Origin of the sequence: Stenotrophomonas sp. GZD-301 (assembly GCF_049310345.1) — a bacterium.
Classification (GTDB): Bacteria; Pseudomonadota; Gammaproteobacteria; order Xanthomonadales; family Xanthomonadaceae; genus Stenotrophomonas.
Map to the genome: position 1 here is coordinate 35,774 of NZ_JBMOWY010000006.1, position 19,447 is coordinate 55,220.

19 protein-coding genes are annotated in these 19,447 nt (G+C 69.6%); 11 read left to right on the plus strand and 8 right to left on the minus strand.

Features of this window, described 5'->3' with window-relative positions:
* Positions 1–71 precede the first annotated feature (71 nt).
* Positions 72–785, minus strand: coding sequence for a response regulator transcription factor (locus tag ACO6VK_RS01540; protein WP_019182442.1), 714 nt, complete (start codon positions 783–785; stop codon positions 72–74).
* 77 nt (positions 786–862) lie between these two features.
* Positions 863–1,513: an arylesterase gene (locus ACO6VK_RS01545; RefSeq protein ID WP_422505133.1), complete on the minus strand. Its 651-nt coding sequence runs from the start codon at positions 1,511–1,513 to the stop codon at positions 863–865.
* 120 nt (positions 1,514–1,633) lie between these two features.
* Between ACO6VK_RS01545 and ACO6VK_RS01550 the strand changes: the two genes are divergently transcribed.
* Both ACO6VK_RS01550 and ACO6VK_RS01555 read left to right on the plus strand, forming a co-directional pair.
* Positions 1,634–2,236: an ABC transporter ATP-binding protein gene (locus ACO6VK_RS01550; RefSeq protein WP_422505134.1), complete on the plus strand. Its 603-nt coding sequence runs from the start codon at positions 1,634–1,636 to the stop codon at positions 2,234–2,236.
* Complete coding sequence (locus tag ACO6VK_RS01555) at positions 2,233–4,719, plus strand: ABC transporter permease (RefSeq protein WP_422505135.1); 2,487 nt, start codon at positions 2,233–2,235, stop codon at positions 4,717–4,719. The genes ACO6VK_RS01550 and ACO6VK_RS01555 overlap by 4 nt, the downstream gene beginning before the upstream one ends.
* A gap of 68 nt (positions 4,720–4,787) precedes the next feature.
* Here ACO6VK_RS01555 and ACO6VK_RS01560 read toward each other — a convergent pair whose 3' ends face one another.
* The 5 genes from ACO6VK_RS01560 to ACO6VK_RS01580 all read right to left on the minus strand — a co-directional run bounded on the left by ACO6VK_RS01560 (position 4,788) and on the right by ACO6VK_RS01580 (position 10,049).
* Positions 4,788–5,714, minus strand: a complete 927-nt coding sequence (locus tag ACO6VK_RS01560; protein WP_422505136.1) for a DUF6607 family protein — start codon at positions 5,712–5,714, stop codon at positions 4,788–4,790.
* Positions 5,715–5,749: 35 nt separating this feature from the next.
* Positions 5,750–6,346 carry a Hemin transport protein gene (locus ACO6VK_RS01565; RefSeq protein ID WP_422505137.1) on the minus strand — a complete coding sequence of 199 codons (597 nt, stop codon included), beginning with the start codon at positions 6,344–6,346 and terminating at the stop codon, positions 5,750–5,752.
* Between the two features lie 5 nt (positions 6,347–6,351).
* Entirely contained in the window at positions 6,352–8,565 is a 2,214-nt protein-coding gene (locus tag ACO6VK_RS01570) for a TonB-dependent hemoglobin/transferrin/lactoferrin family receptor (protein ID WP_422505138.1), read from the minus strand.
* Positions 8,566–8,758: 193 nt separating this feature from the next.
* Complete coding sequence (hemP, locus tag ACO6VK_RS01575; RefSeq protein WP_019182448.1) at positions 8,759–8,956, minus strand: hemin uptake protein HemP; 198 nt, start codon at positions 8,954–8,956, stop codon at positions 8,759–8,761.
* Between the two features lie 121 nt (positions 8,957–9,077).
* The gene (locus ACO6VK_RS01580; protein WP_422505139.1) at positions 9,078–10,049 is read right to left on the minus strand and encodes a potassium channel beta subunit family protein; all 972 of its coding nucleotides are present in this window, start codon (positions 10,047–10,049) and stop codon (positions 9,078–9,080) included.
* Positions 10,050–10,239: 190 nt separating this feature from the next.
* On the opposite strand from ACO6VK_RS01580, the gene ACO6VK_RS01585 reads away from it, so the two are divergent.
* Entirely contained in the window at positions 10,240–11,538 is a 1,299-nt protein-coding gene (locus ACO6VK_RS01585) for a NupC/NupG family nucleoside CNT transporter (protein ID WP_422505140.1), read from the plus strand.
* Positions 11,539–11,564: 26 nt separating this feature from the next.
* On the plus strand, positions 11,565–12,530 hold the full coding sequence (locus ACO6VK_RS01590; protein ID WP_422505141.1) for a ribokinase: 966 nt from the start codon (positions 11,565–11,567) through the stop codon (positions 12,528–12,530).
* Positions 12,531–12,604: 74 nt separating this feature from the next.
* Here the strand turns inward: ACO6VK_RS01590 and ACO6VK_RS01595 are convergent, their stop codons facing one another.
* The gene (locus ACO6VK_RS01595; protein ID WP_411849930.1) at positions 12,605–13,201 is read right to left on the minus strand and encodes a hypothetical protein; all 597 of its coding nucleotides are present in this window, start codon (positions 13,199–13,201) and stop codon (positions 12,605–12,607) included.
* Positions 13,202–13,334: 133 nt separating this feature from the next.
* On the opposite strand from ACO6VK_RS01595, the gene ACO6VK_RS01600 reads away from it, so the two are divergent.
* From ACO6VK_RS01600 to ACO6VK_RS01630, 7 genes are all read left to right on the plus strand, one after another.
* Positions 13,335–14,192, plus strand: a complete 858-nt coding sequence (locus ACO6VK_RS01600) for a hypothetical protein (RefSeq protein ID WP_422505142.1) — start codon at positions 13,335–13,337, stop codon at positions 14,190–14,192.
* A gap of 51 nt (positions 14,193–14,243) precedes the next feature.
* Positions 14,244–14,780, plus strand: a complete 537-nt coding sequence (locus ACO6VK_RS01605; protein ID WP_422505143.1) for a hypothetical protein — start codon at positions 14,244–14,246, stop codon at positions 14,778–14,780.
* A complete protein-coding gene (locus ACO6VK_RS01610; protein WP_422505144.1) occupies positions 14,777–16,114 on the plus strand; it encodes a YcaO-like family protein in 1,338 nt (445 codons plus the stop codon). Before ACO6VK_RS01605 ends, ACO6VK_RS01610 begins: the two co-directional genes overlap by 4 nt.
* Positions 16,115–16,128: 14 nt before the next feature.
* Complete coding sequence (locus tag ACO6VK_RS01615) at positions 16,129–16,875, plus strand: SagB/ThcOx family dehydrogenase (protein ID WP_422505145.1); 747 nt, start codon at positions 16,129–16,131, stop codon at positions 16,873–16,875.
* A 99-nt stretch (positions 16,876–16,974) separates the two neighbouring features.
* A complete protein-coding gene (locus ACO6VK_RS01620) occupies positions 16,975–17,394 on the plus strand; it encodes a hypothetical protein (RefSeq protein WP_411849925.1) in 420 nt (139 codons plus the stop codon).
* A 215-nt stretch (positions 17,395–17,609) separates the two neighbouring features.
* Entirely contained in the window at positions 17,610–18,602 is a 993-nt protein-coding gene (gene dusB, locus ACO6VK_RS01625) for a tRNA dihydrouridine synthase DusB (RefSeq protein WP_422505146.1), read from the plus strand.
* A gap of 10 nt (positions 18,603–18,612) precedes the next feature.
* Positions 18,613–19,440, plus strand: a complete 828-nt coding sequence (locus ACO6VK_RS01630) for a methyltransferase domain-containing protein (RefSeq protein ID WP_422505147.1) — start codon at positions 18,613–18,615, stop codon at positions 19,438–19,440.
* The last annotated feature ends 7 nt before the right edge of the window (positions 19,441–19,447 follow it).

The window sequence follows — 19,447 nt, forward strand, 5'->3', positions numbered from 1 at the left end:
ATGCGCCAGGTCGTCGAGGATCCCGGGGCCCCGGGGGGCCCACTCGGTCATACCTTCATCACGCGGTGCGCTCAGCTCATCGGCTGGGCGATATCGGCGATCCGGTAGCCTGCGCTCTGCACGGTGTGCAGCAGCGGGCGGTCGAACGGCTTGTCGATGATCTTGCGCAGGTTGTACAGATGGCTGCGCAGGGTGTCCGAGTCCGGCAGGCCGTTGCCCCAGATCTCGCGTTCGATTTCCTGGCGCGTCACCACCCGCGGCGACTCGCGCATCAGGATGGTGAGCAGGCGCAGACCGATCGGCGAGAGCTGCAGCTCGGTGCCCGCACGCGTGGCACGCATGCTGACCGGATCGAGCACCAGGTCGGCGACCTTCAGCACTTCCGAGCCCACCTGGCGACGCTCGCGGCGGATCAGGGCGCGCAGCCGCGCTTCCAGTTCCTGGATGGCGAAGGGCTTGGTCAGGTAGTCATCGGCACCGAAGCCCAGGCCGGTCAGCTTGTCGTCGAGCGTATCGCGCGCGGTCAGCATCAGCACCGGGGTGGACTTGCGGGCGTCGTTGCGCAGCCGGCGGCAGACCTCGATGCCGTCCAGACGCGGCAGCATCAGATCCAGCACGACCACGTCGTAACTGTTTTCCGCCGCCAGGCGATAGCCGTCCAGCCCGTCCTGGGCGTAGTCGACCTCGAAGCCGCGGCCTTCCAGGTATTCACCGATCATCTCGGAGATGTTGCGGTTGTCTTCGACCACCAGCACCAGGCCGGAGGTTTCCTTTGTCTGACGCATGAGAGTCCCTCTTTCTTCAGCTTTGTGAAACATGCCGCATGGGCAGTGGACGCCGTGTGAAGCCGGTCACGACACAATCAGAGCAGGGGTCTCAGCAGGGGCCAGACGTTGTCCAGCACCCGCGGTTGCGCGGCCGCGGTGGGATGCAGGCCGTCGGCCTGCATCGATCCGGGCTGCAGCGCCACCCCGTCCAGCAGGAACGGCAGCAGCGCGACCTTGTGCTCCCGCGCCAGATCGGCATAGACCTGCTTGAGCCGCTGGCGGTAGGCCGGGCCGTAGTTGGGCGGCACGTCGATGCCCAGCAGCAGCACCTTGGCCCCGGCCGCCTTGCTGGCCAGGATCATCTTCTCCAGGTTGCCGCGCAGCTGGGCGGGGGTCAGCCCGCGCAGCGCATCGTTGCCGCCCAGCTCGATCACCACCACCGAGGGCCGGTGCTTCTGCAGCAGCCCGGGCAGCCGGGTCAGCGCGCCGGAGGAGGTTTCGCCGCTGATGCTGGCATTGATGATCGCCGGCGGGGGCTTGATCTGCTGGTTGACCCGCTGCTGAAGCAGGTTTACCCAGCCCGAGGCCGCCGGGATATTGTGGGCGGCACTGAGGCTGTCCCCGACCACCAGCACCGCGTGGCGGGGTTCCGGACCTTTGGCACACGCCAGCAGCGGCCACCACAGCAATGCTGCCAGTACCACGATCCACCCGGCCTGATGCCGCTTCCACTTCGTTCGGTACATTGGAGAATCCTCATCGACAGCCTGTCCCCCCGCAGCGCGCCCGTCGCCATTTCCGCCCACGACGTCGGCAAATCCGCCCGCGGCCCGGAGGGTGAAGTCCACATACTGGACAACATCGGCATGACCGTCCATGAAGGCGAGAGCGTGGCCATCGTCGGCGCGTCAGGTTCGGGCAAGACCACCCTGCTCGGCCTGCTCGCCGGCCTGGACCTGCCCAGCCGCGGCCGCATCACCCTGGCCGGGGAATCGCTGGACACGCTGGACGAGGAAGCCCGCGCACAACTGCGCGCGCGCGAGGTCGGCTTCGTGTTCCAGAGTTTCCACCTGCTGCCGGCGCTGACCGCCGAAGAGAACATCGCCCTGCCGCTGGAACTGGCCGGGCGCGAGGATGCGGCGCGGGTGCGCGAGGTGCTGGAGCAGGTCGGCCTCGGCCATCGTGCGCGCCACTATCCGCGCCAGCTCTCCGGCGGCGAGCAGCAGCGCGTGGCCCTGGCGCGCGCGTTCGTTGCACGCCCGCGCATCCTGTTCGCCGACGAGCCCACCGGCAGCCTGGACCAGGCCACCGGCCAGCAGATCAGCGACCTGCTGTTCGCGCTCAACGCCAGCAGCGACACCACCCTGGTGCTGGTCACCCACGACCTGCGCCTGGCCCAGCGCTGCGAACGCATCTACCGTCTGGATGGCGGCCGCCTGGTCGACGCGTCCATCGGCACGCCGGCATGAATGTCATCCGCCATGCCGCGCGGGCGCTGCGCCGCGAGTTTCTCGCCGGTGACCTGCTGACCGTGTTCGCCGCGCTGGTCCTCGGCGTGGCGGTCATGACCGCAGTCGGCACCCTGGTCAACCGGGTCACGCTGGCGCTGACCAGCAGTGCCGCCGAGATGCTGGGCGGCGATCTTGGCCTGAGCGCGCGCGAGGACGTGCCGGCGCGGTTTGCCGACGCCGCGCGCACGCGCGGGCTGGCCAGCACCCGCATGGTCAGTTTCCCCAGCGTGCTGTTCCACGGCGACGACAGCCAGATGGCCAACATCAAGGCGGTCAGCGCGGGCTATCCGCTGCGCGGCGAGCTGCGCGTGGGCCGTGCCCTGCACGATGCCGCCAGCGAAACCGCCGGCACGCCACCACCGGGAGAGGCCTACGCCGACCCGCGGTTGATGCAGGCGCTGGGGCTGAAGATCGGCGATGCGCTGGAGTTCGGCGCCGGCTCCCTCACCGTCACCCGCGTGCTGCAGGCCGAGCCGGACACGTCCGGCGAGCTGATGCAGCTGTCGCCGCCGCTGCTGGTCAACCGCGTCGATGTCGACCGCGCCGGCCTGCTCGGTCCGGGCAGCCGCGCGTCCTACCGGATGATGTTCGCCGGCCCGGCCGAGGCGATCGCCGACTTCCGCGCGTGGCTGGCGCCGCAGGCCAAGGGCTACCGCATCGTCGGGATCGCCGACACCCAGCGCGGCGTCCGCGGCGCGTTCGACCTCGCCGGCCGCTTCCTGTCGCTGGCCGCCCTGCTGGCGGTGCTGCTGGCCGGCGTGGCCACGGCCCTGGCGGCCAACCGCTTTGCGATGCGCCGGATCGACCAGGTGGCCATCCTGCGCTGCCTGGGCGCGCGCCAGCGCGACATCCTGGCCGCGATGGCGCTGCAGCTGGTGATGCTGGCCGTGCCGGCCTGCCTGGTCGGCATCGGTCTGGGGCTGGCCGCGCAGGCTGGGCTGGTGCAGGCACTGGGCGGGCTGGTCCCCAACCGCCTGCCGCTGCCGCAGGCCACCCCGGCATTGAGCGGCGCCGGCATCGGCCTGGTACTGCTGCTCGGCTTCGGCCTGCCGCCGCTGCTGCGGCTGCGCCGGGTGCCGCCGATGCGCGTGCTCAACCGCAGTTTCGCCGCACTGCCGCCCAGCTCGGTACTGGTCTATCTGGCCGCGCTGGCCGCCACGGTGGCGCTGACCGTGCAGGCCACCGGCGATGTACGGCTGGCCGCCTGGGTGCTGGGCGGGCTGGCCGCGCTGGCGGCGCTGGCCGGGGGCGTGGGTGCGCTGCTGCTGTGGCTGCTGCGCGGCCTGCAGGGCCGCCTGCGCGGGCGCTGGAAGCTGGGCGTGGCGGCGCTGACCCGGCGCCGCGGGCTGGCAGTGATGCAGCTGGTGGGGCTGTCATTGTCACTGTGCGCGTTGCTGCTGCTGTCGGTGGTGGGCCCGGGCCTGCTGGCGCAATGGCGCGACCGGCTGCCCAGCGATACGCCCAACTACTTCCTGATGAACATCCAGCCGGAACAGCGCGCGGCGGTACTGGCGACCCTGCAGGGCCTGGGCGTGGTGGCGCCGGGCATCGAGCCGTTCAGTACCGGCCGCCTGCTGGCCGTCAACGACCGCGCGCCGCAGCGGCAGCAGCGCGAGGACAACAGCAACGACGACGACGACGCCAACCGCCCGGTCAATTTCTCCTGGCGGCATGATTTCCCGCCGGCCAACCAGTTGCTGGAGGGCCGCTTCTGGGCGGTCGGCAGCACGGCGGCGGAGGCATCGATCGAACAGGGCTGGGCCGAGCGCTACGGGATGAAACTGGGCGACACAGTGACGCTGCAGATGGGCGACCAGGAGCGTCGCTTCACCATCACCAGCATCCGCAAGGCGGACTGGGATTCGTTCCGGGTCAACTTCTTCCTGCTGCTCAACGAGGGCGCGGTGGGCGATGCCCCCTACAACCTGATCACCGCGTTCCATCTGCCGCGCACGCAGGCGCCGGCGCTGGCCGGGCTGACCCGCGAGCATCCCAACATCTCGCTGCTGGACATCGACGGCATCCTCGAACGGGTGCGCGAGGTGGTCGACCGGGTCACCCAGGCGGTGCAGCTGGTGATGGGCTTCAGCCTGCTGGCCGGGCTGCTGGTACTGCTGGCGGCGCTGCAGGCCACCGCCGGCGAGCGCCGCTACGACAGTGCCGTGCTGCGCACGCTGGGCGCAACGCGGACGCAGCTGCGCGGGGCGGTGCTGGTGGAGTTCGGGCTGCTGGGGCTGCTGTCGGCGCTGCTGGCGGTCGGTACGGCGGCGGTACTGGGCAGTGTGGTGGCACGCCAGGTGTTCGAGCTGCAGCTGAGCCCGCCGTGGGGGCCGCTGCTGCTGGGCGGTGCGCTGGGCGTGGTGCTGAGCATGGCGTCGGGGTGGCTGGGCACGCGGCGCATTCTGCGTACCCCGCCGGCGCTGGCGTTGCGGGAGGCGTAACGCCGAAGGGGGGGCCGGGAACGCGGCCCCCCAAAGCGGCCGGGCAGAGCCCGGCTCTACGGCCCGCGTTACGGGGCTTTTTCTACCCACTGCTTGAAGACTGCGTCGATCTCGGCGTCTTTGACCTTCTTGCCGTCATGGATGTCCTGGGCCTGGGTGAACAACGGGATGATCATCGCCATGCCGTCCAGCTTGGTCTTCAGGTGCACGCCCGGGGCCTGGCCGAGGAAGCCGTCCCAGCGCTGGCGCACCTTGGCCCAGTAGCCGGCGGTGGCGGTCCAGTAGTCGTAGGCCGGCTTGAAATCGACGTCGGTGGTGCGGTTGTAGTCGTTGAAGCCGAACTCGCGTGCGATCTCCTGCTGGCTGCCATCGGCACCGCGCAGGATCTTGGTGTTGAACTGCTCGTGGGTCCAGCCGTTCGGCGTGAGCGTGTGGCGGTTGACCACGGCCAGCGCGTTGTAATCGCTGCGGCGGGTGTATTCACGGCGCGGCAGCGGGCGCCAGCTCAGGTCGCTGGTCCAGGTGGCCACGCCGTTGTCATAGGCCCACTTGCCCGTGCCGCAGTAGCGCGGCGCATCGCTCACTTCATAGACGCACTGGGTCCACGCACCGGCGTTGACCGCGGCCGGGAGGGTGCGCACCTGCCAGGTCTGGTCGGCGCTGAATTCGAACCGGTTCGGCGCTTCGTACACCCAGTCCTGGCGCCAGTGCTTGGTCACGTGGCCACTCTTGCCGTCCACCAGCAGGTGCTGCAGGACGATGCGCCTGGGCGAGTCTTCGACCACGATCACCACTTCGTTGCCGCCGCTGCGCACGGCCGGCGCGCGCTCGTAGCCGGGCTTGAGCAGCACGGTCTCATCGAAGGCGAAATCGACGATGTACTCGCCTTTCATTGCCAGGATGCTGTCGTGGTCGCGCTGCAGGTCGGAGGGCTGGGCGTGGACGGCACCGCTGCTGGCGAGCAGCAGCCACGCACTGGCTGTCTGGAGTTTCATCTGAAGGTCCCTTCTGGAGTGGCTTGCAAGGTGGATTACAACCGGATCAACGGCGGATCGGCGGGGTCGGCGGCTGGCCCGTGGCGCGCGGCCGTGGCACAGCAGCAGTCGTCGACCCACAGCTCGCCCTCCGCGCCCTCGACATCGGCGATGTGGCGGGCGATGCCCGCGCCCAGCGACGACAGCGGGGCCAGGCTGGCCGCCAACCCACGGCCATCCTCGGCCGTGTGCAGACGCAGGGCGCACATGCGCCACGGCTCGCCGCCGAGACGGACCGCCAGGCGACGCCACAGGCGCTCGGCCACACCGCCGTCGCTGACCGGCTCGGCCCGTGCCGGGAATGCGCCCACCAGCCGGTCCCAGGCCAGGTAGTCGCTGTCGGGCAGCAGGTACAGGCGCCAGCAGCAGCGGCCGCGGGCGTCGGCGAAGCACAGGCTTTCGCGGATGCCTTCGCTGTCCATGCCCTGGCAGGCGTGGGCGGAGACCGCCCGCTTCCAGCCGCCGAGCTCGCTGCTGTCGGGGCGGTACAGGCACAGCACCGTGCCCAGGGCCGCGAGTTGTCCGGGGGTGGGCAAGGCCGTGGCAGGCAGTGCGTGGGCCAGGGGACGGAAGGCGGACAGGGCTCGGCTCATGGCGGCTACCAGCTCACGGCAAGGCTGGCCGACACGGTGCGGCCGGGGTTGGTGAAACGGTCGATCACCGTGCTGTTGGTCGCCAGCGAAGAGGTGATGCCCGAGTAGTCGATGTAGGTGCGGTCGCCCAGGTTGAACACGCCGACGTTGAGCTTGGCGCCGGGTGCGAAGTCCCAGTGCGCCATCAGGTCGAGCACGCCATACCCGGCCGGCGCGAACGGCGCGGCGGCACCGACCGCGGGCGGCAGGCGATCCTTGCGCTTGGCGAAGGTTCCGGCCAGCTCCACGCCCCACGTATCGCGGTCGTAGGCGATGCCGAGCGTGCCGCGCAGCGGGTCGATGGATTCCAGCGGCACGTCTTCGGTCTTGTTCTGGCCACGCGACCAGGCCACCGAACCGTTGAGCGACCAGCCGGCCAGCGCCGGGCTCAGTTCGCCGAAATCGACGCCGGCCTTCAGCTCGGCACCGTAGATTTCCGCATCGGCCACGTTCTGCGACTGGAACACGATCAGGCCCTGGGGATTGATGCCGACCTGGCGCTGGGACTCGATGAAGTCCTTGTAGTCGTTGTAGTAGCCGCTCAGGCTGACGTAGGCGGCCGGGCTGAGGAAGCGCACGCCCAGCTCGAGGCCGTCGCTGGTTTCCGGCTTGAGGTCCGGGTTGGGAATGGCGGTGTACCCGAACATCACGTTGGTGAAGCCCAGATTGACGTCGTTGTACGGCGGCGAGCGGAAGCCATGCGCATAGCCGGCGAACAGCGACCACTGGTCGGCGAAGCGCCAGACCATGCCCAGCTTCGGCGAGACGCTGGTCTTGGTCAGGCCGGACACGGCCATGCCGGGGTTGTCGGCAGCGAAGATGCCGTCCACCTCGGGGCGCAGCTCGTAGTGGTCCACGCGCACGCCCGGCACCAGCGAGAAGCGGCCGTCGGCGAAGCGCATTTCATCCTGCGCGTACAGGCCCAGCTCGGTGGTCTTGCTGATCGGGAAATCGCGCACCGGGAAGGCGTCGGGCAGGATCGTGGTGCTGATCGCTCCGTTGGCGAGGACCTGATAGCCGTCGCGCTTCTGGCGGGTTTCGGTCCAGGCGCCGTCGACGCCGTAGGTCAGCGCATGCGCGACCGCGCCGGTTTCCAGGGCTTTGTGGAACACCGCCTGCAGGCCGTACACGCGCTGGTCGAAATTGAACTCGCGGTGGCGCGTGGTGCGGTTGGCGCGGTCCTCATCGGTGCGCTGGGTGGTCTCGCTGTCCTGGCGGTACACCTGCCACGACAGGCTGTCGGCGAAGCCCATGCCCACATCGTCCAGCTCGTGGCGGAACGACACGCGCGCACGGGTCTGGTGGTCGCGGGCCTTCATGCCGGTGGTGGTGGTGTGGTCGATCGCCGACAGCACGTTGGTGTCCACGCTGTCCTCGTTGCCCTCCACCGTCAGCTTGAAGCGCTGGGTGTCGCTGGGGGCGTAAACCAGCTTGCTCAGCACGCTGCGGCCGTCGCGGTCCTGCGGGTTGGCCGCGGTGCGGGTGCGGTCGCTGCTGCGGACATCCCCGTTGCTCTGGGTTTCCTGGCCCTGGCGATGGTTGACGTTGACCATGCCGCTCCAGCGGTCGCCGCCGAAGGCGGTGGTGGCGCTGCCAAGCAGGCCCTGCCAGTCGCCGTCGTAGCCGAACTTCAGGCCGACGTAGCTGTTCCGGCCGTCCTTGAGGTAGTCGGCCGGGTCCTTGGTAACGAACGCGACCACGCCGCCCAGCGCATCGGAGCCGTACAGCGAGCTGGCCGGGCCGCGCACGATCTCGACCCGTTTGAGGGTTTCCAGATCGGTGAAGTTGCGGTTGGCGTCGGCGAAGCTGCCGATGTCGAACGCCTTGGGCATGGCGATGCCGTCGGTCTGGATCAGCACGCGGTTGCCGTCCAGGCCACGGATGCGGAACCCGCCCAGACCGAAGCGTGCCGGGCTGCTGGTGACCGACACGCCCGGCTCGTAGCGCACCAGATCCTTGATGTTCTGCACCAGGTGGTTGTCCAGCTGCTCGCGGTCGATGACATCGACGGTGGCAGCCACATCGCTCAGCGCGCGCTCGGTGCGCGTGGCGGTGACCTGCACGCGATCGAACTCGCGCGCGTCGTTGGCAGAAGAGGTGGCGGCATCGGCAGCGGCATGCGCGGCCATCGGCAGCGCCAGCCACAAGGCGGCGCTCAGGGCAGTCGGTCGGATCGTCATGGGATGGCTGGAATCGGCTTGGTGCAGGAGGAGACCCCCGACCCACGCCATCGACCGGAGTCGCCGGCGAGGTGTCGAGGGGGAGAGAGCAGGAGCAACGCGGGCCCGGGGGGAGGGGCAGACCCGCGCGGACGGCGCGAGGGCGCAGGCGGGTGCTGCCGGCCAGCGGCCGGCACGCCACCGGCGGCCGGCACTACTTGGTCAGGATCAGCTTGTCGTTGCTGGTATGACGCAGGCGATAGAAGCGGTCGCCGTGCTGGATCAGGATTTCGCGGCGGCCCTTGAGCAGGGCTTCGCTGTCGATCACTTCTTCGGGCGGCACCACGCGTACGGGGCGGTCGCGGAGGGTGAGCGTTTCGGGGCGCAGCAGTACAGCAGCTTGAGTGTTCATCATCGTCTGGACTCGTGCGAGGGACGATTCAAATGATAATGATTCTCAGTTGACAATCAACAACCATTCTCATTTTGATTGATGGCATTAATGATCGAACCGAGAAGTTCGATTGATGCCATCAATTGAAAACGGCGTCTACCTGCTGCCAGACGGTCTCATCCATCGTTTCGAACACCCGCAGCGCGCCCAGGTTCTCCTGCAGCTGCCCTACCCGGCTGGCGCCGAGGATCACGCTGGAGACATTGAGGTTGCGCAGGCACCAGGCGATGGCCAGCTGCGCCGGCGACTGGCCGAGCCGGGCGGCCAGCGCGGTGAAGCGGCGCACCTTCTCCAGCCGCTGCTCGGCCGGATCGCCGAGCACCAGGTCCTTCAGCCAGGCGGTCTGGGCCTGGCCGAGCCGCGACTGCGCGTCCACCCCGGCGTTGTACTTGCCGGTCAGCAGGCCCGAGGCCAGCGGCGACCAGATGGTGGTACCCAGTCCGGCATCGGCATACAGGGGCGCGTACTCGCGTTCGACCCGGTCGCGGTGCAGCAGGTTGTACTGCGGCTGCTCCATCGAGGGGGCGTGCAGGTGGCCGGCGCGGGCGATATCGACCGCTTCCTGGATCTGCGCCGCCGACCACTCCGAAGTGCCCCAGTACAGCACCTTGCCCTGCCGGATCAGGGTGTCCATCGCCTGCACGGTCTCGGCGATCGGGGTGTCCGGATCGGGGCGATGACAGTAATAAAGGTCAAGATAGTCCACCCGCAGGCGCTTGAGCGCGGCATGGCAGGCGTCGGTCACATGCTTGCGCGACAGGCCGTGCTGGGTCGGACGCGGGTCGTCCACCGCGCCGAAGAAAACCTTGCTGGACACGCAGAAGCCGTCACGCGGCAGGCGCAGGTCGGCGATCACGTCGCCCATCACCTGCTCGGCCCGGCCGCGCGCATAGCCCTCGGCGTTGTCGAAGAAGTTGACCCCGTTGTCCCAGGCCGCCGCGATCAGGTTGCGGGCCTCGTCGCGGGCGATCTGGTCGCCGAAGGTCACCCAGGCCCCGAAGGACAGGGCGGAGAGCTTCAGGCCGGTGGAGCCCAGGCGGCGGTAGAGCATGCGATTCTCCTGCTGCAGGCCCGCATCCGGGCCGGATCGATGGTCACTAGTGTAGCCGGCACGGGCCCGCAAACCCTTGTCGATGCTGGCCGGATCGGCGCCGATCGGCTCGCGCACGCCGCTTTTCCTTGCCCCGCCCCTGCCGCTGCTCTAGGCTTCCCGTTTTTCGCGGCGCCCCAAGGGAAGTCACATGGTCGAAGGTTTGGGCAGGATTGGCTTCGGCCTGTTCGGGTTGGTGGTGCTGATCGGCATCGCCTGGTTGTTCTCGAACAACAAGCGCGCCGTCGACTGGCGCCTGGTGGTCACCGGTATCGCGTTGCAGATCGCCTTTGCGGCGGTGGTGCTGCTGGTGCCCGGCGGCCGCGATGTGTTCGATGCGCTGGGCAAGGGCTTCGTGAAGATCCTGAGCTTCGTAAACGAGGGCTCCGGTTTCATCTTCGGCAGCCTGATGGACACCAGCAAGTTCGGCTTCATCTTCGCCTTCCAGGTGCTGCCGACCATCATCTTCTTCTCGGCGCTGATGGGGGTCATGTACCACCTCAACGTCATGCAGATGATCGTGCGTGGCATGGCCTGGGCGATCACCAAGATCATGCGCGTGTCCGGCGCGGAAACCACCAGCGTCTGCGCCAGCGTCTTCATCGGCCAGACCGAGGCGCCGCTGACGGTACGCCCCTACATCGCCAAGATGACCCAGTCCGAACTGATCACGATGATGATCGGCGGCATGGCGCACATCGCCGGCGGCGTGCTGGCCGCGTACGTGGGCATGCTCGGTGGCAGCGATCCGGTGCAGCAGGCGTTCTACGCCAAGCACCTGCTGGCGGCGAGCATCATGGCTGCGCCGGCAACCCTGGTGGTGGCCAAGCTGCTGGTGCCCGAAACCGGCACCCCGCTGACCCGCGGCACCGTCAAGATGGAAGTGGAGAAGACCTCCAGCAACATCATCGACGCGGCAGCGGCCGGCGCCGGCGACGGCCTGAAGCTGGCGCTGAACATCGGCGCGATGCTGCTGGCCTTCATTGCGCTGATCGCCCTGCTCAACGCGCCGCTGACCTGGCTGGGCGAAGTCTCCGGCCTGCAGGCGATGATCGGCCGTCCGACCGACCTGTCGACCATCTTCGGCTACCTGCTGGCGCCGATCGCCTGGGTGATCGGTACCCCGTGGGCCGATGCCACCACCGTGGGCTCGCTGATCGGCCAGAAGGTGGTCATCAACGAGTTCGTGGCGTACTCCAAGCTGTCGGAGATCGTGAACGGCCAGGTGCCGGGCATGACCCTGTCGGCCGAAGGTCGCCTGATCGCCACCTATGCGCTGTGCGGCTTCGCCAACTTCAGCTCGATCGCAATCCAGATCGGTGGTATTGGTGGCCTGGCCCCCGAGCGTCGCCACGATCTGGCCAAGTTCGGCCTGCGCGCGGTGCTTGGCGGTACCATCGCCACCTTCATGACGGCGACCATCGCCGGCGTGCTGACGCATTTCAGCTGATATCCGTTCATTGAGAAACAGACTTTATGAGTAGCAGTGTCGTCGTTGTCGGCTCCTTCAATGTGGACCATGTCTGGCGTTGCGATGCGCTCCCGGCTCCGGGCGCGACCATCGCCGGGCGCTACAGCACCGGTCCGGGCGGCAAGGGCTTCAACCAGGCCGTCGCCGCACGCCGCGCCGGCGCGCCGACCACCTTCGTGTGCGCGCTGGGCGACGATGCCGGCGGTGCGATGGCCCGTGGCCTGGCCGCCGATGACGGCTTCACCCTGCAGGCCGAAGCCAGCACCGAGCCGACCGGCACCGGTGGCATCTACGTGGACAGCCGCGGCCGCAACACGATCGTGATCGGCCCGGGCGCCAATGCCGCCCTGAGCACCGCCTACGTCGAGCAGCAGCGTGCGTTGCTGAGCGGCGCCAAGGTGGTGCTGGCGCAGCTGGAGTCGCCGGTGGAAACCATCGAAGCGGCGCTGGCGATCGCCCGTGAGGCCGGTGCCACCACCGTGCTCAACGTGGCCCCGGCCGACGCCCCGTCCAGCATCGGCCTGCTCAAGCTGGCCGACGTGCTGACCCCCAACGAGACCGAGTTCGCCGCCCTGCTCGGCCGCCATGTGGGTGAGCGCGTGGACGCCAACGACGTGGCCGCGCTGGACGGTGCCAGCCTGCATGCGCTGTGCCGCAAGCTGGTGGGCAACGGCACCGTGGTGGTGACGCTGGGGTCGGTGGGCGTGTTCGTCTCGCACGCCGAGGAGAACCTGCGCGGTGACACCCAGCCGTATTACCGCGTGGGCGCCGAACAGGTGCAGGTGCTCGACACCACCGGTGCCGGCGATGCGTTCAACGGTGCGCTGGTGGCGTCCATCGCCCAGGACCCGGACGCCGCGTTCGCCCGCCATGTGCGCTTTGCCAACCAGTTCGCCGGCCGCTCCACCGAGAAGGAAGGCGCCGCCGCAGCGATGCCGCACTTCACCCCGGCCGACGCCGAAACCAAGTAAGCGTCACCCCTGTGGATAACGAGGCCAGCGTTCGCGCTGGCCTTTTTTTTTGGTTCCTCGCCGTCCCCTGCGGGTCAGCCGCCTGCCCGGTGCGGCGGTACGCAGCGCGCGATCCACAGCGCCAGCGCGCCGACCAGCAGGCCGGCCAGCACATCCAGCAGATCGTGCTGCCAGGTGGTGAGCGTCGAGATCAGGATCAGGCCACACGCCCCATGCCACAGCCAGCGCAATGCCGCCGCATCGTCCTGCAACCAGCGCCGCCATGCCTGCCATACCACCACCAGCACGGCGGCATGCAGCGACGGCGCCATGTTGAACGGCGCCTCGAACGCCCGCAGCTGTGCGAACAGCAGCCCGCTGGCGCCCTCCGGCTGTGGCAGCACGCGGATGTTGCCGGTCGGCCAGCACACGAAGACGAGCATGCAGCCGGCCTGCACCAGCGCAATGGCCAGCGCATGGCGGCGCAGCGCCGATCGGGTCGGGCAGATGAAGAAGGTCAGCGGGTACAGCAGGTTCAACGCCAGGTAGGGCCAGATCGTCCACGCCCAGAACGGCATCGCATCGTCCCAGCGACCATGCAGGCTGTAGGTCTGCGCCTGGCTGGCGGCCCAGTGGTTGCTCCAGCTGTAGCCGTGGATGAACATCGCGCCGAGCAGCAGCATCCACAGCATGGCCTCGCGCCAGGGCGGCTGAGGGACTGAAGCGTTGGCAGCAGGTGACAGGGGCACGCGCGCACCGTAGCAGAACGTGGCAGGCCTGTTTGCCGCTATCCTTGCCGCTTCACCGATACACGGACTGTACGCAGTGGCCGCAGCAGGCAGTCAGCACCACGCAGGCACGCGCGCGGAAGCACCGCGCCTGACGCGCAATCCGGCCTGGGCCGTGTTCTCGCAGACCCATGCCGGGCGCCCGCTGCTGCTGGTGTCCGGCGGCGCCGACGAGCTGTACGTGGTCGATGAGGCCGACACCCCGGCCGTCATCGAACGGATCCTCGGCCACTGGCAGGACGACACGCTGGCGGTCCTGCAGGACGATGCCGACTGCGGCCCGGCGGTCCGCCAGTTGATCCGCCTCGGCGTACTGGTGCCGCTGCAGGCCGTGCGCGACGTGCGCCGCTATGCACTCGACTGGCTCGGCGACCCCCTGCCCGGCCTGGCCGACGCGTTCGACCGGCATGCCAGCGCGGATCTGCACCGCGTCGATGCCGTTGACGACGCCGATCTGCTGGTCCTGGTCAGGCATGGCCTCGGGTGGGAACAGGCGCTGACCCGCTACCGCGCACGGATGCCGGCGCAGCCGCATCTGCTGCTCGACCTCAGCTATCACCACACGCTCGCGCTCGGGCCCTATGTGGTGCCGGGCCAGAGCGCCTGCGTGTATTGCCTGGGCAACCGGGTGCTGCGCCGCTGGGGCGACGCGGCGGTGCCGGCGCTGCCCGCCGTCGCGGCGCAGCCGGCACGGATCGCGGCGCTGGTCGCGCCCCTGCTGGATCAGCCCAACCTGTTGCTGGGCTATCTCGAACGCAGCGTCTGGCTCGACCTGCATCGGCTGCACGGGGAACGCGACCGGGTCGTGCGGCTGCCGTGGTGCCCCGCCTGCCAGCACGGCGAGGCGTCATTGCCGCCCCCGCTGTCGTTGCCCTGGGACGCCGGACGCCCGTGATAACGTGGCTCACGCGCCGGGCGTTTCCGCATCGGTCAAGGGAGTGACCCCATGTATCGCCTGCCTACTCAGTTCGATGCCAGTGCCTCGCGCCAGGACCTTGCCGCCGCAGGCGGCGGTTCGACGTCGACCACCTGCAGCTCCTGCGTCGTTACCCTGCTCGGTACCTCGGTACTCTCGGCCGTGGTGCTCGGCAAGTTGGACCCGGTCACGCCGACGGCCGCCGGCAGCGACGCACACGCCACGACCGATACCGTCGATACCGGCACCGGGGTTCGCGATCCGGCGCCTGCGCAGACAAACACACCGACAGCGCCGGCAACCGGGCTGAGCCGCACGGGCCGGGTGCTGCTGGGGCTGTTCGCCCTGCCGCTGGCCGCGATCGGCGGCAGCATGTTCATGGGCATCTCCAACCCGCTGTTCGGCCTGTTCGTCGCCGTCGGGCTGTATGTCGGCCTGTACGCCCTCGTCTACGAACGCTCGGGGCGTTCGCTCGGGCGCGGTATCGGCATCGGCATCGCCCTGCTGCTGGGCCTGTTCGCCGTCGGCGCACTCGAGATGATGCTCTGGCTGAGCGTGATGAAATGAACCGCGCCGCCGCGCGGGCGGCGGCGCCGGAAACGCCCACGCTGTCGTCGCACCTGCTGCATGGCGCAGCGCGTCCGCGCTGCGGTCTGGTGCGCCCCGCGCAGCCGATCGACGCCAACCCCTGCGATGCAACCGGGCCCTTGTTCGACGGGCGGCGCGTGCACAATGCCGCCACCCCGGCCGACCCGGCCAATCCCTGGCAGGGCGTCTCCGGCGCGGTCGCGCTGGACGCGGAGGCCGCCGCTGATGGCGCGGTCGCCGAGGCGCTGGAGCGGCTGGCAGCGGCGCAGGTGGGCGTCGACGTACGTCGCCGCGATGCGCTGACGCCCGCGCAACGTCTGGACGAATCGGCCTTCGCGCTGTTCTCGGCCAGCCAACGTGCCACGCCGGGCTTTCCGTGGCCGATGCCCGAACGCGACGACGATCTGTTCGCGGCGGTGCATGCGCTGGATGACAACCGGGTGGTCTGGGTGCCGCAGGAACTGGTCGGACTGGGGCCTCGCAGCGGCCAGGCGCGACTGCCGTCGACGTCCAGCGGGCTGGCCGCCTGGCGGGACGGCCGCGATGGCGCCTGGCTGGCGCTGCTGCGTGCGGCCCAGGAGCTGCTCGAGCGCGACGCGCTGGCGGTGACCTGGCTCAACGGTGTGGCCGGGCGGCGAATTGCGTTGCCCGCGCAGTGGCAGGCCCATGCGCGCGCGCGCGGCGGCGAACTGCAGGCCTTCGACCTGACCCAGCACTGGAACCCGCACCCGGTGATCGCGGTCGCGGGCGGCATCCCGTTTGAAGGCCGCCCCCGGCACGTGCTCGGTATCGCCTGCCGTGCCGATCCCGGCGAGGCGCTGCACAAGGCGCTGCTGGAATGGCAGCAGGCGCTGACCTTTGCCGCGCATCTGTGTGGCCGCGAAAGCGCACGGCTTCCGCGTGAACCGGCGGCGCTGCGCAGCTTCGACGAACATGCCGCGTTCTACACGCTGCGCCCGGACCTGTGGCCGCAGCTGCCGCTGTTCGGGAAGGCCGCTGAGAGCACCCTGCAGCTGCCACCGCCGGGCGCGGCAATCCTGCCCGCAGCGCCGCGCGCGATCGCCGAGCTCGATCTGCTGCGGCGCCGGCTGGGCCATGCCGGCATCGCGCTGTACTACCGCGAGTTGACCACCGCCGATGTGGCCGCGGCCGGCCTGCGGGTGATGCGGGTGGTGTCGCCGCCGCTCAGCGGCCTGCATGCCGACGAGCGTGCGCCCTTCCTCGGCGGCCGCTGCCGGGACGTGGCATGGCGGTATCCCGGCGTGCCGCACAGCGACACGTTTCCCACTCCCTTCCCGCATCCGCTGGGTTGATGCACGAGGCCCGCATGCCGTCACCACCGCCCCCCTGGCAGGATGCCCCGCTGTTCCATCTGTTCTGGCACAACGGCGAGCTCAATCCTGCCCGCGCCGAGGTCATGGGCGCGCGCATCGCCGAAGATGCCGCTCGCGCCTGGTCGCCGCCGCGGCCGTTGCATGCGCCCGCCGGCATCGCCCTGCCGGACCCGGTGCACCCCGGCGACGCCCTCGCGCAGCGCCACAGCGGCCGCCGGTTCGGTGACGCACGCTGGGGCGCGCCGGAACTGGGGCGCCTGCTGGCCCCGCTGCGCGCCCGGCCCGGTGACAGCGACACGCGGCGGCTGCCGTCCGGCGGTGCCAAATACCCGATCCAGGCCTATGCCGCGCTGTACGGCACCGACGATGCGATCGCCGCAGCGCCGGGCATCCATTGGTACGACCCGCTCGCGCATGCGCTGGTGCCGGTGGCGCCCTGCCCCGCATGGCCGGCGCTGTCCAGGCTGCTTGGCGTGGCGTGGCCGGAGCGGCCGGCCGCCGTGCTGTTCCTGGTGGCCGAGCCGGCCGGCACCCTGGCCAAGTACGGTGAGCGGGGGGGCCGCTTCGTATTGATCGAGGCCGGGGTCTGGCTGGGGGCGCTGGGGCAGCAGGTGGCGGCGATGAACGCCGCCGGCTGCGCGATCGGCTCCTTCGAGGATGCCGCCGTGCTGGCCCTGCTCGGGCTCGACCCGCAGCGGCATCTGGCCGTGTTGGCCTATGCCTGCGGTCCGGCGCCCTGAGCGCGACCGGAAATTGCCAGCGAATGGCCGCTGCCTGGATTGCCCCGATGCTGTTGTCACTCGACCATGAGCTCCCCCCGCTCACGGACGACGCACGACATGACCGACACCCCCTTCTGGATGCTGCTGGCCGCCACCGGCACCGCGCTTGCGGTGCTGCTGCACATTGGCTGCATCGCCTTCGGTGCCCCGTGGTATGAATTCTTCGGGGCCGGCCAACGCATGGTGCGCCTGGCCCGTGCCGGGCGTGCCGAACCCGCCTTGATCACTGCAGCGATCACCCTCGTGCTGGGCATCTGGACGCTGTATGCCTTGTCGGCGGCCGGCTGGGTACGCCCGCTGCCCGGCACCCGCTGGGTGCTGCTGGGGATCATCGGCATCCTCGGCGGCCGGGGCCTGGCCGGGCTGATCATCGGCCGGGTCCGCCCGGGCTACAACGGTGCGCGCTTCTGGTATGCCAGTTCCCTGACCTGCCTGGCGCTCGCTGGCCTGTACGTTGCCGGCAGCCTGACCCGATAGCGCCGGCCGCCGCCCTTTAGCGCGTGATTGCCGGCCAGCGGCCGGCACGACCGGTAACCGGCCAGCATCAGCCGCCGCTGGGGGCGGCGGAAGCAATCGTCAAGCATATGCTCATGACCGGAGCGCATCAGGCCCTTCCGGATCGGCCTTAACGCGGCGCCGGATCGCAGCCCTGCGCGTGGTTGCCGGCCGGCGGCCGGCACTACAATGCGGGCATGCAGATTGGCCCCTACAACATCCAGCCCAACGTGGTGCTGGCGCCGATGGCCGGTGTCACCGACAAGCCCTTCCGCCTGCTGTGCAAACGGCTGGGCGCGGGTCTGGCCGCCTCGGAAATGACCATCTCCGACCCGCGTTTCTGGACCACCCGCAAGTCGCTCCACCGCATGGACCATGCCGGCGAGCCGGACCCGATCAGCGTGCAGATTGCCGGCACCGAGCCGCAGCAGCTGGCCGACGCGGCGCGTTACAACGTGGACCACGGCGCGCAGATCATCGACATCAACATGGGCTGCCCGGCCAAGAAGGTCTGCAATGCCTGGGCCGGCTCGGCACTGATGCGCGATGAGGCGCTGGTGGCGCGCATCCTCACCGCCGTGGTTGACGCGGTGGACGTGCCGGTCACGTTGAAGATCCGCACCGGCTGGGACTGCGACCACCGCAACGGTCCGCTGATCGCGCACATCGCCGAGGACAGCGGCATCGCCGCGCTGGCCGTGCACGGGCGCACCCGCGACCAGCATTACACCGGCAGCGCCGAGTACGAGACCATCGCGGCGATCAAGGCCGCGCTGCGCATTCCGGTGCTGGCCAACGGCGACATCGATTCGCCGCAGAAGGCCGCGCAGGTGCTGGCCCAGACCGGCGTGGACGCGGTGATGATCGGCCGCGCCGCGCAGGGCCGTCCGTGGATCTTCCGCGAGGTCGCCCACTACCTGGCCACCGGTGAGCTGCTGCCACCGCCGGCGCTGGAGGAAGTGCGCGACATCCTGCTCGGCCACCTGCATGCGCTGCACGATTTCTACGGCGAGCCACAGGGCGTGCGCATCGCGCGCAAGCACCTGGGCTGGTACGCCAAGGACCGGCCGGAGAACGCCGCCTTCCGCGCGGTGGTCAACCGCGCCGAGGATGCCGCCAGCCAGATCGCCCTGACCACCGACTACTTCGATGCCCTCGCCGCCGGCGAGCCGGTGTCGTCCGCTGCCTGAGCCTGACGCCATGACCCCGCCGATCACTGCACCGACCTATCTCCACGGCTTCTCCGACACCGAACAGCAGCGGCTGGTCACCCAGTCGCGCCTGTTTGAATCGAGCATCTTCAGCGGCATCGACTACGGCGGCGCCAAGCGCCTGCTGGAAGTGGGCAGCGGCGTCGGCGCGCAGACCGAAATCCTGCTGCGGCGTTTCCCCGAGCTGCACGTGACCGGCGTCGACCTGAGCGAGGCGCAGCTGTCCACCGCCGCCACCAACCTGGCCCGGACCCCGTGGTGCAGCGAACGCTACGCGCTGCTGCAGGCCGATGCCGGCAACCTGCCGTTCGGCCCGCGCGAGTTCGACGCCGCCTTCCTGTGCTGGGTGCTCGAACACGTGCCCTCGCCGGCGCGGGTGCTCAATGAAGTGCGCCGCGTGCTGGTGCCGGGCTCGCCGGTGTACGTGACCGAAGTGATGAACGCCTCGTTCCTGCTCGATCCGTACTCGCCGCACATCTGGCGTTACTGGATGGCCTTCAACGACTTCCAGTACGACCACGGCGGCGACCCGTTCGTGGGCGCCAAGCTGGGCAACCTGCTGCTGGCCGGCGGCTTCCGCGACGTCCACACCGAGATCAAGACCATCCACCTGGACAACCGCGAGCCGGCCCGTCGCAAGACCATGATCGCGTTCTGGGAGCAGCTGCTGCTGTCGGCGGCCGGCCCGCTGCTGGAGGCCGGCCTGGTCGACCAGGACACCGTGGACGGCATGCGCCGCGAGTTCAGCCTGGTCCAGAACGACCCCAACGCGGTGTTCTTCTTTTCCTTCGTGCAGGCCCGCGCAACGGTGTACTGACGGCCGC